The following is a 14334-nucleotide window of genomic DNA, read 5'->3' on the forward strand; positions in this document are numbered from 1 at the left end:
TTATTACTCCTACAATCGATTTTGCCTTAATTTCGCTAGATATAGTAGACGATTAACTCCTAAGTGGGTCAATGTCCCTACAAGCAATAGGCCAATGACTTGTGCCCAATTTAAGGAAATATAAAGGTGTAAGACCAAGAGAATCCCGATTAAGGAATCAATCTGATCCAGCAAAATAAAAGGATACTTCCAAGCATCCTTAGAGGTCTTACCTGGTAAAATATCTAGGCGACGCTTGAGATAAGAATTAGGTAATTCAAAAATCACATAGGCCAAGCCCAAGAGGATACCTAGCGGAAAGTTAGTCACTAGATTATTCGGATAATGAGCATAAATCAAATGAAGTTTCTCTAAATCCGGCTGACTCGCCAGAACATAGGACCAAACTAATTGAGCAAGTAAGCCCCAGACTACCATCCCCCAGAATCCCTTCCAAGTCTTATTGGCCCCAAAAAGACGACGACCGTCCCCTAGTAGGCGTCCAGCATCAATAGGCTGGTTAACTGAGTCTAATAGGGAAGATTTACAAAATATCATATTGGCAATACCTGCCAATATGACTGGCATAAGGGTCAGATAGAGAGAGAGAATCATGGACATGCTGCGTCATTCCTTTGAACTAATATAAGAACCAAACTGGCCGCATGAAAAGCAGCTAGTCGTCCGTCTCCTTGAGGAGAAGATAAGGAGCGATATACAAAAAGAAGCTAGGTCCCCCCAGCCTCCGCATTCGCTACTTAGACCTCTTCCCCCTTGAAAGAGCTAGCAAGCTAGTCTGAGCTGACTAAGTCTTGGCTTGCCAATCTTCTTTCAAAATTAGAGGAGGGTCTGACTTATTATTCCTATAGTATACCATCAACTCTATAATGAAAACAATATAAAACTCATATTCCTTACCGTACTTATACGCTAGATATCCTATATTATAGGGATTTGAAGCTAATTAATGTGATAATTGAGATTAGTATTTCATTATATAGAGAGCTGTAAAATCACTTTACTTATTAGCTAAGGTAATTTATAACTTAGTAGGCTTAATACCTAGCCTTCCCCTCACAAAAAAACTGACATCCTAGGATGTCAGCTTGATACTTTATTTTTCTAGCAAGAGTTTGCGAGTCAGGAAGTTGAAGACCATGACAATAGCTGTCACCGCCACCTTGGCTGGCATGACCGGCCAATGCATGGCATCGACTGCCACCCACATGAGTCCAGCAGTAAGAGCCAAACCCAGTAAGCTTAAGATTAGAAAAAGCAAAAACTCTTGATGTTTTTGTTCCGGGCTAAACTTGCTTTCGAAGGTAAAACGCATACTTGCCCAGTAATTGAAGACGGTAGCTAGGACAAAGGCGATAAGGACTGCCAGCTGATAATGCCAGCCTAGGATACCATTGAGGCCATAGACGATAGCAAAGTCAATTAGTGTCGAGAGGCCACCGACCACCAAAAAGCTCAAAATTTGAGTCGATAATTTGTTTTTCACTATTTAGCCTCAATCTTGACTTCTAAGAAATGGTCATTGTATTCAACGAGCTTGGCTTGTCCCAAGCCCTTGTATACTTCTAAGCGAGCAATGAGCTCATCGTCAGGGTAAAAAGCCGTGTCTTGCGTTACATCTTCAGGTAACTGTTCCATCGCAGTCTTGTTTGGAGTTGCATAACCAATATACTCGGCATTCCGCGCAGCCACATCTGGACGCAAGAGGAAGTTAATCAAGGCATAGGCACCTTCTACATTGCGCGCTGTTTTAGGAATGACAATGTTATCAAACCAGATGTTGGAACCTTCTTTAGGTACTGTATAGGCTAGCTTAGGATTACGTTCCAAGGCAGTCTTGGCTTCTCCCGAAAAGGTAATACCGACGCCCGCTTCACCTTGAGATAGGTACATCTTAATCTCATCCGACACCATAGCCCGGATGTTTGGCATTAATTGCTTGAGCTTAACTGTCGCCAACTCAAGCGCTAAATCATCCGTTTCATTGAGGGAGTAGCCCAAGGATTGGAGGCCTATCCCCATTACCTCACGCGCGCCATCATAAATCAGAATGTCATTACGCAATTCTGGTCGCCAGAGATCATTCCATGACTGGAAGTCTTCTTCGCTGTATTTGCTGGTGTCATACACAATCCCAAGGGTGCCCCAGAAGTAAGGAACAGAATACTTGTTATCCGGGTCGAAGTCTAGGTTCAAGAAACGTTGATCCAAGTGCTGTAGGTTGCTTAGCTTACTGTGATCCAAAGGCAAGACCATGCCGTCCTTCATCATTTCCTGAATCATGTACTCACTAGGAACCGTGATATCATAAGGAGTCCCACCTTGACGGATTTTAGCCATCATGGCCTCGTTAGAATCGAAGGTCTCATAGATGACCTTGTAGCCTGTCTCGGCCTCAAATTCCTTGAGTAGTTCTGGGTCGATATAATCGCCCCAGTTATAGAAGTTAATGACCTTGTCACCGGTATAGCCCTCTGCATGTTCCAACTGATAGCGAACACCGAAGAGGACAGCACTAATAGCCAGAATCGCTAGAATCCCTTGAACAATCTTACGCACGGCGACGGCCTCCCTTCTGTGCCTTAGCCATACGATTGAGTCGGCGTTGTTCCCCTGTTTGGATGAAGTAATAACCGATTACCAAAATCAAACTCATGATAAACATCAAAGTAGAGATAGCGTTGATTTCAAGGCTAATACCGCGACGTGCACGCGAGTAGATTTCAACTGATAAGGTTGAGAAACCATTCCCTGCCAAGAAGAAGGTGACTGCAAAGTCATCGAGAGAATAGGTAAAGGCCATAAAGAAGCCGGCCATAATCCCTGACGCGATGCTTGGCAAGACTACTCGAGTCAAGACTTGGAAGTAGTTAGCCCCTAAGTCCTGAGCAGCCGTCACCATGGTATCATTCATTTCATAGAGACGCGGTAGTACCATTAGGACTACAATTGGGACGTTGAAGGCAATGTGAGCCAAAAGAACACTGAAGAAACCTAATTGAATGGCCAAGAGACTGAAGAGAATGAGGAAACTTGCCCCAATCATAACGTCAGGCGTTACCATCAGAATATTGTTAAGGTTCAGTACTAACTGGCGCTTAGATTTTTGTCTCAAATAATAAATCATAATGGCCCCTAAGGTCCCAATGGCTGTTGCCAACAGAGCTGATAAGAGGGCTAAAATGAAGGTGTTGAGAATGAAAATCATAAGACGGGTATCACCAAAGACCTTGGTATAGTGGTCTAAAGTAAAGCCAGTAAAACTATTCATATCCCCTCCTGCATTAAAGGAGTAGAAAATCAAATAGAAAATTGGTAAGTAGAGAACAGCGAACATAAACCAGAGATATAGGTTAGAAAACTTAAAAATCTTATTCATGAGTCATGGCCCCCTTATCCTTACGGTCGCGGGTTAAGTACATGACTAGCACCATGAGCACCATGAGAACGACCCCAATGGTGGAACCCATGCCTCGGTTCTGAGTGACCATGAAGTGTTGTTCAACGGCTGTCCCCAAGGTAATGACCCGGTTCCCACCGATGAGACGAGTCAACATGAAGAGGGACAAGGACGGAATAAAGACCGCCTGGATCCCTGAACGCACGCCGGGCATAGACAGTGGGAAGACAACGCGACGAAGGGTCGCCCATTTTGAAGCGCCTAAGTCTGAAGATGCTTCCATCAAGGAATGCGGAATCTCCGTAATAGAGTTATAAATTGGCATAATCATAAATGGCAATTCGATATAACCAGCTACCAAGAGAAAGGCCGCATCGGTAAAGAGTAACTGCTTAGGTCCAATCCCCATAAAGGTCAGGAATTGGTTGACTGAGCCAGTCTGACTCAAGAGGCCGATGAAGGCATAAGCCTTAAGCAAGAGGTTAATCCAGGTTGGCAGCAAGACCAAAAGCATCCAGAGCTGACGGTGCTTTGTTTTGCTAAGCAGATAGGCCATAGGATAGCTAAGAGCTAGCGTAATGATGGTCAAGAGCCCAGCATAGATAAAGGAGTTCATAGTCATCTTGATATAGTTAATAGAAGAAAAATACTCAGCATAGTTGGCCAAGGTAAAGTTCCCATGAATATCAAAGAAGGAAGAACCCAAAACTAAGACCAAGGGTAAAATAACGAAGAGACCTAGCCAGAGATAATAAGGAATAGCATAGAGATGGTTATACTTGCGGTTCATAGGCCCCCTCCTAGTCTTCGTACTGTTCTAGACGGGCATCGAAATCTTCTTCCGACTCATTGAAGCGCATTACGTGGATGGCATCTGGTTCAAAGAAGAGACCTACTTTGGCCCCAGCGGTCACCTTCTTAGTGGTATGAATCATCCACTCGTTGCCATCTTCGTCATAGGCGATGACTTCGTTGAAGACGCCACGGAAAAGCATGGTATCGACGGTCGCAATCAGCTTGCCCTTTTCAGGCGTGGTTACGTCGATATCTTCGGGACGGATAACAATCTCAACCATTTCACCAGCTGGAATACCAGCATCCTCACAGTCAAAGACCTTACCAACAAATTCTACGCGGTAATCTTCAATCATGCGGGCATCCACAATGTTAGATTCACCGATAAAGTCGGCAACATAGTGGTTAATTGGTTCATCGTAAATGTCTACTGGGGTCCCTGATTGGATAATTTCCCCGTTATTCATGACAAAAATCCAGTCGGACATGGCAAGCGCTTCTTCCTGGTCATGAGTGACGAAGACGAAGGTAATGCCTAGTCGACGTTGCAGTTCACGCAATTCGTACTGCATATCGGTACGTAACTTCAAGTCCAGAGCTGATAGAGGCTCATCTAGCAAGAGCACTTCTGGCTCATTTACCAAGGCACGGGCGATAGCCACACGTTGGCGCTGACCCCCAGACATTTCAGAGATTGCACGATTCTCATAACCTGAGAGTCGGACCATCTTGAGGGCTTCCGTTACCTTTTCCTTAATTGTTGCCTTATCTACCTTTTTAACAGATAGACCGAAGGCAATATTGTCGTAAACATTCATATGAGGGAAGAGGGCATAGTCTTGAAAGACTGTATTGACCTTCCGTTGATTGGCAGGCACGTCTGTGACCGGCTCACCATCCAAATAAACCTGACCACTAGTGGCCGAAGAAAAGCCTGCGATAATTCGTAAGATAGTTGTCTTACCGCAGCCAGAGGGACCTAATAAGGTATAGAACTTGCCTTTTTCAAGCTCCATATCAATCGACTTTAAGACTTGCTGGTCATCATAAGACTTAGTAACGCCTTTGAGAACCACGCTGTGTTGCGTTTTATTCATTACATTGCTCCTGTTGCCCCCATAGGGGTTATTTTTTCGACAATTATTGACTCCTTTTGGGTAGTTTTTTTGCCATGAGGGGACCCCTCACTGAGTTTGATTATAGCAGTTATGGTAGGGAATTACAATGTAAAAAACTGAGACTAAACTCAGCCCGAAAAAAGAAAAAACTCGCCTATCAAAAGGCGAGTGCAATGGGGGTATAGGGACTCGAACCCTAGACCCAATGATTAAGAGTCATTTGCTCTACCAACTGAGCTATACCCCCGTAAAGCTTAAATAGCTTACTTCATTATCTTACACCTGTTTTCAGCAAATTTCAAGTCCTAAAGTCAAGAAAATACGAAAAAATTCTCTAGCTTTTCCCTAACCTATACGCAGCTACCTAGATACAAAATAGCGCCTGCCCTAATGGGCAAGCGCGCTACTTAAAATTATTTTTTGAGATTCTTAGAATTGGTCATGATGGCATCAACCAGGCCATATTTAACCGCCTCTTCAGCTGACATGTAGTTGTCGCGATCTGTATCGCGGGCAATAACCTTAAGGGTTTGACCAGTACGTTCGGCCAAAATCTTGTTAAGCGTATCGCGAGTCTTCAAAATATGCTTTGCGGCAATTTCAATTTCGGTCGCTTGACCTTGGGCTCCACCCAAAGGTTGGTGAATCATCACTTCTGCGTTAGGTAAGGCATAGCGTTTGCCCTTTTCCCCTGCCGCTAGAAGGAAAGCCCCCATAGAAGCCGCCATCCCAATTACGATAGTTTGTACATCGGCATTGATGAAGTTCATAGTATCGAAGATAGCTAAACCGGCAGAGACACTCCCACCTGGTGAATTAATATAGAGATAAATGTCCTTGTCAGGATCTTGGGCATCCAAGAATAAGAGTTGGGCAATTACACTGTTAGCCACCGCATCATCAATAGGACCGGATAACATGACAATACGGTCTTTTAAGAGTCGTGAATAAATATCGTAGGCGCGTTCGCCACGTGACGATTGTTCAATGACTGTAGGAATTAAGTTCATTCCCTTTCCTCCTTCGGATTCGGCTCTGAGCCGATTACTACTGTCTCAGTATACCCTTTTGGTCAATAAAGGTCAAGCAGGATGCTCCTGCATTAGCTCTGCTAGGTAAGCGCCAAGGGCAAAAGAAAAAAGCCATCCGATTGGATGACTTCCTCATCATTACTATAATTAAGCTTCCTTGGCTACGACTTGTTTGCCGTCGTAGTAACCACAGTTTGAGCATACACGGTGACTTAAACGTAATTCACCACACTCAGGACAAGGGTTCATTCCTGGAACAACTAATTTGAAATGGGTACGACGTCTGTTTTTACGTGCTTTTGAAGTTCTTCTCTTTGGTACTGCCATGGTTTACACCTCCTGAAAAATTTGTGGAATGAATAAGATTACTCATCCGCATTGGCTTCGTTTAATAGAGCTCTTAGATTAGCAAAGCGTGGGTCCCCTGCTTCCGATGACTGACGTTCTAGACTTGCTAGATAATCCGTCTCCGTCAACACAGCCCAATCCTTGCCACTTGGTAATGCAGCCGTCTCTTCCTCTTCACCAACGACACGCATTGGGAGATTCAACAGTAAGGCATCGATGACTGCTAACTCGAGGTCGATATAATCGTGTTCGAGCACAATTGTCGTCTCCTCGTACTCATCGGCATTCGCATCATATTCCGGCATCACATAGCGTTCGTCAATCGGAACTTGTAAATGAACCGGTACAGGTTCTAAGCTGCGAGTTGATGGCAATGTCATCACTGTACTTGCGGTACAATGCAAGAATATTTCCTGTCCATGAGCAACGAAATAACCAGTTACTTGAACGGGAGTTAAATGGAGAATTGACGGTTCCATCGCTTGCACCTTGGCCGCCACATCCAATTCGACGTCGAAGTGGAGTAGCTCTTCCTTGTGGTCGCGAATTTTACGTAAGGTCCATTTCATCTAATATCACCTCTAAAACGACTCTTGTATTATACTTAAATTTTAGGGTCCTGTCAATCGTTTCTGGCCCCTTTTCAGCCTAGCTTTCTAATTTTTTTGCCAAAGAAATTTTTGGTCAAAGAAAGCTGAGAACTTGTTTAGGTTGGACTTGTGACTGAATCTGTCCTCCCGGGCGTAACTGGTAGATGGCGTCCGCAACTAAGTTCCAACCATAATCCTTTTCATAAGCAGGTTTATATTGGCTAAAGACGCTTAAATCCTCTCGCTTACGCCAGGCCCCCAGCCAAGGCCGCCCCGCTTGAGAGGCATCTAACAATCTGAAGGCTTGGGGTGTCGTTTCCTGGTTAAAGGCAGTCACCGCCGTCTGAGGAATTTGCAAGAGAATGGCCATGGCAACTCGCTGAATGGCAGCTTGAGTCCAACGTTTGGAAATCATGGCTTGACGCCAGTCCTCCCATTTCTCCTTAATCTCAGCTTGAGCCTTAAGGCGATTGGCTAAGCCTTCTTTGATACCGGCTATTTGCTCTAGAGAAGCCAGAGGTTGGGTCAGTAACTGATAGCGCAGGTAAGGCCAGTAGGCCGACCAAGCCGCATCCAGTTCAGGACTAAGCTGGCCCTGGAGGCTAGGTGCTAAATCTGCCGTCACTTCCTGGCCCTGGCGAAAGGCTTGGCGAATAGCTGACCCACTCAGTATAGGTTGGCCATCCTCAGTTTCTTGCAAGCGAGGTAGGCCTAAGACCTGACAATCAGGGGCTAGCTGAGCGAGTGTCTTAAGATACTGAAGTCCCAGCTGGTGATTGGCCTGCCAAGGCGCTAGATTCGACCAATCAGCCAGAGACTGAATAGCCACTTGATAGGCTGCCGGGTAGGCTAACCCGGTCTTGAGGGCATCTTGGATGCCCTTGTCGATATGAGCCTGATGCTGAGCTTCCCAAGCCAGGAAGTCCTTAAGCTGGGCAATTTGGGCACTTTCCGTTCCAAAGACAATCCGCTCCACACCTAACTTGGCCAGGATAGCCATCCCATGTCGACCAAAGTAATCCGCTGACTGTAAACTAGCTAGGGTTGGTAATTCAATCACTAAATCAGCCCCTGCGGCTACTGCAGCCTGAGCCCGATGCCATTTGTCTATGATGGCAAATTCGCCGCGTTGGACTACATTGCCGCTCATCAAAACCAGAATCTGGTCCTGGGGAAAGTGCCGCTTGACCCAGTCCAGTTGGTAGGCATGACCCCGATGTAGAGGATTATACTCCGCCAAAATTCCTATTAGGGCCATGGCCTAGCCTCCTTTCCTGACTCCTTACTTACTAGCGCGGAAGAACCAACGGTCAGCCGTCTGCCCTTCCTGATAATAGGCCTGGCCGAAGTCCACTAGTACTTCTACTTGTCTAAACCCCGCTTCTTTCAGCGCTGACTGGTACCAAGCTAGCGGATAGGTTCTTTCTTCTAAGCTGACGTCTGTCCTTTGATAATGGCGCCCGACTTGTTCAAAGACCGTCAGGTAGTGTTGGACACTTAATTGATCCAAGTCCGACTCACTATCCCACAACAAGGCATAGCGGTCGTCACTATCAAAGTAAGAAAAACCATCAAAATCCTCAATTTGTTGCGGTGTCCAAACGTCAAACAAAAGTTGCCCCCCTGGAGCCAATCGCCCAAATAACTCATTCAAGGCTTTGACCACCTGGTCAGGACCGGCCAAGAAACAAAGAGAGTCCGCATAACAGGTGATGAGATCATAATCTTGGTCTAAGGCACTTAAGTCCAAAAGATCTGCTACCAGATAGGCTGAATTCTCACTGTTGCCTGGCTCTTCCTGGGCTACCTTAATCATGGCCGGGTCGTAGTCAAAGCCTAAGATTTGGCCACAGAAAGGCGCCAAAAGCTGAGTGAACCAGCCCGTCCCACAGGCAGCATCTAAAACCTTGCCTGGCGCTTGATCCCGGCTAGTCAAGGTAAAGTCTAACCAGCGTTCATAGATTTCTAAATCATTGAAGTGGTCGTAGACATGGGCTATTTGACTGAAGTTGCCGGTGGTCATTGGGCACTGACCCAGGCGCTTAGATCCACTAAGGGTGCATCGCGCCATAATTTCTCTAAATTGTAGTGGTCGCGTTCAGTGTAATGGAAGACATGGATAATGACTTCCACTAAGTCAATTAGAACCCACTTACCACCATCTTTACCTTCGACATTCTTGACTTCTAGGCCTTCCTTGTGGGCCGCCTCTACGATAGAGTCCACAATGGCATCCAATTGTTTATCGTTGCGTGCATGTGTAACTACAAAGTAGTCAGCAATAGGGGTCACATTGCGTACATCTAAGGCTACGATGTCTTGAGCCAAACGGTCATCGGCTGCCCGAACGGCTAATTCTAAAATTTCTAAAGCTGTTTTTGTCATAGGTTCCTCCTAAATCCCCTCTTGGCACCAGCGGTTGTAAATTTCTACCGCCCCATCAAAGAGAGGTTTTTCCTTGTCAATTAAATAAGTTAAAGTGCGCTTGATTTTGTACCAGCATGCCGCGTTCAAATCAGTTGCAGCAAGTTCCCGAGCTACTTCAACTCCTGGAAAATCGCGGCCTGGTTCCATGTAGTCAGCTAGATAAAGAATCTTGCCGATTAAATCAAATTGATACCAGCCCACAGTGTGGCCAGCCACCGCTTCTAGGATGCGACGGTCAGTCACACCATAGCGGTCCATAAGGATTTGAGCTGCGGCAGGGCCATGTAGAATGTTGCTGCCCTCTTGACTTAAATCCACTTGCGGCCAAAAAGTCTGAGCCAGAACACGCGCCTGCTCCACGTCCAAGTCTTTGGCATAGTCATGAGCTAAAGCTGCAATGCTGACCGCTTCGACATCCGCTCCATAGCTTTCAGCCAATTCAATAGCCGTCTGCTCCACCCTCAGAACGTGCTGATAACGTTTAGGCTTGATACGTTGAGCCAAATCATCCAAGAAGGCCTGACGATTGGTATTCCAATAAGTCATGTCTGCCTCCCCCTATGCTCGACCAAAGGCCGTTTTGTAGAGCCCTTGCGCATCAATGTAAGCAGCCACCGCCTCAGGCACCTGATAGCGAATGCTTTGATCACAGAAGACCCGCAAACGAATATCGGTTGAACTGACTGGCAAGGTTGGGGCTTCTACCCAATCAACCGGCCACTCGGTCTCGGGCATAGGCGTCCCGACTGGCTTTTGCGCCACAAATTGGACTAGCTCAGCCAATTGCTCAATCTGATGCCATTTATGTAATTTCTGAGCTCGGTCTGCTCCCATCAGGTAATAGAACTGAGCGTCTGGGAAGAGGCGACGGAAATAACGCATGGTATCGACCGTAAATAACTTATCCCCGTGCAAAAGTTCATAAGGCTGAATTTTGAAGAAGGGATTATCTTGAATGGCCAGCTGTACCATCTTGAGCCGATGAATGACGGGCACATCTGTCCCCTCTTGCTCGTAGTGACGCTTGGCTACCGGCATGAACCAGACTTCGTCTAATTCCAATTCCTTCCCCACCTGCTCGGCTAGTAGCAAATGGCCTAAATGCGGTGGGTTAAAGGCCCCACCCAGTATGCCAATGCGTTTAGGCCCCTGAACCTGCACTTCTTGAGCCAGGCTAGTCAAGGTCTTGCCTAGGGTTTCCGTTTGTGTCATCATGCGATCACCTCTTTGAATGATTGGCTTAAGTCAGCCCAAGTATGGGCATGGTCTTACTTGATTTTCTTAAGATCAGCAGATAATTTCTGATATTTGGCAATATGAGAAGGTCGGTAGAGCACGCCTGTGTGGCCGATAACCTGAACCACATGGGCATCGAGGGCATAGGCAATCTCTGCCGTTACTTCCCGAATTTCTTCTTCGCTATTCTGCAGGACCTTAAACTTAATTAGTTCCCGCTTTGTCAAGGCCTGATCCACCTGATCAAGGAAAGATTGGCCTAGACCTTCCTTGCCCATCTGAAAAATTGGTTTTTCGTGATGAGCAATCTTTTTAAGATGGTTAACTTGTTTCTTGTTAAGTGATGTCACTTGCTTGTTCCTCTTGTCTTTCTTAAATAATAGCGTCTCGAACGGTCACTGCTACCCCTTTGGGTACCCAAACCGTCACACGGACAGGCCGATTCACACTGAACCACCCTAGACCTGAGATGGCCACATCTTGGTCTTGACTGAGGGTTAATTCCTTAGCCACTAGGTCAGGGAAATCAGTAGCTTCATCCTCACTAGGTGGGCTTAGTAAGCCACCTTTGTGTTGGGCATAGAAGGCATCCGCCTTGTCCAACTTGGTGCGGTGTAGGTAGCAATCCTTAGAGACATAATAGGTAAAGGAGGTCCGCTCCCCTTTTTCAAAATCAACTCGTCCAACACCCGCTAAGAAAATTGTCTGACCCGCATTAAGCTGGAAAGTCATAGGCTTGAAAGGCTTACTTGGCAAGAGCTTACGCATGGCCTCCCGAGACAGATAATGGGCTAGTTGGGTTCGGTGGATAATCCCTGGCGTATCAATAATAGCATGTTCAGGGGTCAGTGGGATATGAATCATATCCAAAGTCGTACCTGGATGATTGGAGGTCGTAATAATCTGCCCCTCCCCACCATAATGGGCTAGAAGCTGATTAATCAGCGTAGACTTACCCACATTGGTAACCCCTACGATATAAATATTACGGTCATGGATATTGTCTTCAATCAATTCCAGCAGTTCGGTTAGGGTATGGCCCTTATGGGCGCTCCCAAGAATGATATCTTGCGGAAAGAGCCCATTGTCAGCCAGAATGCCTTTGAGCCAATGCTTAACGCGATTCTGACGGGTCACCTTAGGTAGTAAGTCGAATTTATTCCCGAAAACCACGAAAGGTTGGTTGCCAATAAAACGAGCCAAGCCATGGATTAGACTGCCTTCGACATCGAAGATATCTAAGACATTGATAATCAAGGCATCATCATGGGCAATTTCGCTGAGCTTGTCTAGGAAGACTTGGTCAGGAATTTGCAGGTCTTGTAATTCATTGTAGTGGCGCAACTTAAAGCAACGTTGACAGTAAAACTGCCCTTTTTCTAAGCCCTTAGCTAAGGCAGACGCTGGTAAATAACCAGCTTGCCCAGGATCCTGACTTTGAATGGTTGCACCGCAGCCAATACATTGGTAGTGTTCCTCAGTCAAGTTGATCCCCCCAGTCCCCTTTTCGTTTAATGCCTACTAACTTAAGCGCAAGTCGTTCAATAGCCCGGTTTGCCCAAGTATAGAAGTTATCGTTGCGAGCGATTGGTTTGACCAAGATGCTAGCCATTTTAGCTCGGTTAGCCCCGATAATATCGGTCATGATTTGGTCGCCAATCATGATAGTATTAGCCTGACTAGTTCCCAAGGCATCCAAAGCCAGCTGGAAATTCTTACGGCGAGGTTTGAGTGCGCCGGCCTTGTAGGGAATGCCTAGCGGCTCAGCCACCTTGGCAACTCGCTCCACCTTATTGTTAGATAAGATATAAATCTTAACACCGGCTTGCGTCATACGGCTAATCCAATCTGCCATTTCTTCTGTATAGTTCATATTATTCCAAGCAATGACGGTATTATCTAGGTCAATAATGGCCGCCTCATAGCCCCGCTTGAGCAGGTCTTGGGGCTGGATATCATAGACCGAGTTAATGGTCCAACTTGGCGTTATGTAGCGTTTCATTCACACATTGCTCCTTTAAAGTATATCACTTCCATTATAGCATAAGAAAACCCGCTCGTCCTTGATTTCGTCGGCTTTAATCAAACCTTAAGCTTCTGCTTAAGCCTAGCAGCAAATTAAAAGAGGCTAGGAGCCATGGCCCTAACCTCTTTGTCTCATTTATTAACCTAACATCTCGAAAATTTCGATTGCTACTAGGTCGATGTCATCGTATTGGAAGACAGACCCAGATTGGTGGTCAGTCAGTTCAAAGGTGTCGCTTTCTTTTACATAAGCCACTTGGCATTTTTCCACGCCTTCAATCTCGAAGCGGCGTACTTCTACGTCACTTTCGGTATGAGTCATAGCTTCTAAACGTTGGATAATCCCATTTAATACTGAACTTTTCATAGTTTCACTCCATTCTTAACTCTGCTGCCCATTGCGCTACGATTTCTCGCCATGAGGCAAAGTCTGGACAACATTCCTCAAACTACAATGTTATCATATCTTACTTTCAAGCTAGACGCAAGTTTCTCACTCAGATTGCCACCATAATTTGATGAGTGCTTGGGTACCATCATCCTCATGACCCGCTGCACAGAGTTTATCATAGAGTTGCCAAGCCAGACTGGTAGCTGGTAAATCCAAGCCCATAGCTTCTGCTTCAGCTAAGGCTATTCCTAAATCTTTCTTGAAATGCTTAGCGAAGAAGCCTGGCGAATAGTCTTGTCGCAAGATGCGAGGTGCATAGTTGGCCATGGACCAGTTGGATGCACTGCCGGCCCCAACAGTCTCTAAGACGGAATCAAGGCTTAAGCCCGCCGCCTTAGCATAGACCAGCATCTCAGTCAGCCCCGTCATGGTCCCAGCAATCATGATCTGATTGGCCATCTTAGTGTGTTGACCAGCACCGGGACCACCCTGGCGCTTAATGGTCTTACCCATTACTTCCAAGTAAGGTAAAACACGCTCATAGCTCGCCTTAGCTCCGCCTACCATAATGGTCAAGCGCGCCTCTCTAGCTCCCAAATCGCCACCTGATACTGGCGCATCTAAGGTTTCAACACCCAGCTCTTGGGCTTTCTCAGCAATTTTAACTGCTAATTGAGGGGTAGAGGTGGTCATATCCACGAAACAACTACCCGGATGAGCACCGGCAAAGAGGCCCTCTGGACCAAAATAGGTGCTCTCAACATCCTGAGGATAGCCTACAATCGTAAAAACTAGGTCACAAGCCTGGGCTAGCTCTTTGGGCGTATCCGCCCATCGGGCACCCGCCTGCAACAAGGGCTCCGCCTTAGCTTTTGTCCGTGTATATAGGACTAGCTGATAACCCGCGCCCATCAAGTGACGCGCCATCGCAGCCCCCATAACACCTAAGCCAATAAATCCAACGCTTGCCATCTGC

The 14334-nt window shown here is 46.3% G+C and carries 19 protein-coding genes and 1 tRNA gene; all 20 read right to left on the bottom strand.

Annotation, left to right across the window (positions count from 1 at the left end; genetic code table 11):
* Positions 1–9: 9 nt before the first annotated feature.
* The 20 genes from Q0339_RS05080 to Q0339_RS05175 all read right to left on the bottom strand — a co-directional run bounded on the left by Q0339_RS05080 (position 10) and on the right by Q0339_RS05175 (position 14330).
* Positions 10–600, bottom strand: coding sequence for a CDP-archaeol synthase (locus tag Q0339_RS05080; protein WP_298077737.1), 591 nt, complete (start codon positions 598–600; stop codon positions 10–12).
* A gap of 493 nt (positions 601–1093) precedes the next feature.
* Positions 1094–1483 (bottom strand): GtrA family protein, encoded by a 390-nt coding sequence (locus Q0339_RS05085; protein ID WP_298077738.1) that lies wholly within the window; start codon positions 1481–1483, stop codon positions 1094–1096.
* The gene (locus tag Q0339_RS05090) at positions 1483–2556 is read right to left on the bottom strand and encodes an ABC transporter substrate-binding protein (protein WP_070756558.1); all 1074 of its coding nucleotides are present in this window, start codon (positions 2554–2556) and stop codon (positions 1483–1485) included. The genes Q0339_RS05085 and Q0339_RS05090 overlap by 1 nt, the downstream gene beginning before the upstream one ends.
* A complete protein-coding gene (locus tag Q0339_RS05095; protein ID WP_298077739.1) occupies positions 2549–3376 on the bottom strand; it encodes an ABC transporter permease in 828 nt (275 codons plus the stop codon). Before Q0339_RS05095 ends, Q0339_RS05090 begins: the two co-directional genes overlap by 8 nt.
* Positions 3369–4187: an ABC transporter permease gene (locus Q0339_RS05100; RefSeq protein WP_023391131.1), complete on the bottom strand. Its 819-nt coding sequence runs from the start codon at positions 4185–4187 to the stop codon at positions 3369–3371. The genes Q0339_RS05095 and Q0339_RS05100 overlap by 8 nt, the downstream gene beginning before the upstream one ends.
* A 10-nt stretch (positions 4188–4197) precedes the next feature.
* Positions 4198–5289 carry an ABC transporter ATP-binding protein gene (locus Q0339_RS05105; protein ID WP_298077740.1) on the bottom strand — a complete coding sequence of 364 codons (1092 nt, stop codon included), beginning with the start codon at positions 5287–5289 and terminating at the stop codon, positions 4198–4200.
* A gap of 195 nt (positions 5290–5484) precedes the next feature.
* Positions 5485–5557: transfer RNA gene (locus tag Q0339_RS05110), tRNA-Lys, on the bottom strand.
* Between the two features lie 166 nt (positions 5558–5723).
* Complete coding sequence (gene clpP, locus Q0339_RS05115) at positions 5724–6320, bottom strand: ATP-dependent Clp endopeptidase proteolytic subunit ClpP (protein WP_023391133.1); 597 nt, start codon at positions 6318–6320, stop codon at positions 5724–5726.
* A 168-nt stretch (positions 6321–6488) separates the two neighbouring features.
* Positions 6489–6668: a 50S ribosomal protein L32 gene (rpmF, locus tag Q0339_RS05120; protein WP_083316332.1), complete on the bottom strand. Its 180-nt coding sequence runs from the start codon at positions 6666–6668 to the stop codon at positions 6489–6491.
* 38 nt (positions 6669–6706) lie between these two features.
* The gene (locus tag Q0339_RS05125; protein ID WP_070756555.1) at positions 6707–7258 is read right to left on the bottom strand and encodes a YceD family protein; all 552 of its coding nucleotides are present in this window, start codon (positions 7256–7258) and stop codon (positions 6707–6709) included.
* Between the two features lie 115 nt (positions 7259–7373).
* On the bottom strand, positions 7374–8537 hold the full coding sequence (locus tag Q0339_RS05130; RefSeq protein WP_298077741.1) for a nucleotidyltransferase family protein: 1164 nt from the start codon (positions 8535–8537) through the stop codon (positions 7374–7376).
* Positions 8538–8561: 24 nt separating this feature from the next.
* The gene (locus tag Q0339_RS05135; RefSeq protein WP_298077743.1) at positions 8562–9350 is read right to left on the bottom strand and encodes a class I SAM-dependent methyltransferase; all 789 of its coding nucleotides are present in this window, start codon (positions 9348–9350) and stop codon (positions 8562–8564) included.
* Positions 9299–9664: a ribosome silencing factor gene (rsfS, locus tag Q0339_RS05140; protein ID WP_298077745.1), complete on the bottom strand. Its 366-nt coding sequence runs from the start codon at positions 9662–9664 to the stop codon at positions 9299–9301. The genes Q0339_RS05135 and rsfS overlap by 52 nt, the downstream gene beginning before the upstream one ends.
* Before the next feature lie 9 nt (positions 9665–9673).
* A complete protein-coding gene (gene yqeK / locus Q0339_RS05145) occupies positions 9674–10252 on the bottom strand; it encodes a bis(5'-nucleosyl)-tetraphosphatase (symmetrical) YqeK (RefSeq protein ID WP_298077746.1) in 579 nt (192 codons plus the stop codon).
* A 12-nt stretch (positions 10253–10264) separates the two neighbouring features.
* A complete protein-coding gene (nadD, locus tag Q0339_RS05150; RefSeq protein WP_291453852.1) occupies positions 10265–10921 on the bottom strand; it encodes a nicotinate-nucleotide adenylyltransferase in 657 nt (218 codons plus the stop codon).
* A 53-nt stretch (positions 10922–10974) separates the two neighbouring features.
* Positions 10975–11292: a ribosome assembly RNA-binding protein YhbY gene (gene yhbY, locus Q0339_RS05155; RefSeq protein WP_035363935.1), complete on the bottom strand. Its 318-nt coding sequence runs from the start codon at positions 11290–11292 to the stop codon at positions 10975–10977.
* Between the two features lie 22 nt (positions 11293–11314).
* Complete coding sequence (gene yqeH, locus Q0339_RS05160; protein ID WP_298077747.1) at positions 11315–12427, bottom strand: ribosome biogenesis GTPase YqeH; 1113 nt, start codon at positions 12425–12427, stop codon at positions 11315–11317.
* Positions 12420–12944: a YqeG family HAD IIIA-type phosphatase gene (locus Q0339_RS05165; protein WP_291429209.1), complete on the bottom strand. Its 525-nt coding sequence runs from the start codon at positions 12942–12944 to the stop codon at positions 12420–12422. Before Q0339_RS05165 ends, yqeH begins: the two co-directional genes overlap by 8 nt.
* Positions 12945–13106: 162 nt before the next feature.
* Positions 13107–13334, bottom strand: a complete 228-nt coding sequence (locus Q0339_RS05170) for a YkuJ family protein (RefSeq protein WP_023391144.1) — start codon at positions 13332–13334, stop codon at positions 13107–13109.
* A gap of 126 nt (positions 13335–13460) precedes the next feature.
* Complete coding sequence (locus tag Q0339_RS05175) at positions 13461–14330, bottom strand: NAD(P)-dependent oxidoreductase (protein WP_298077748.1); 870 nt, start codon at positions 14328–14330, stop codon at positions 13461–13463.
* Between the last annotated feature and the right edge of the window lie 4 nt (positions 14331–14334).

This window comes from uncultured Abiotrophia sp. (assembly GCF_938010525.1).
In the GTDB taxonomy this organism is placed as follows: Bacteria; Bacillota; Bacilli; order Lactobacillales; family Aerococcaceae; genus Abiotrophia.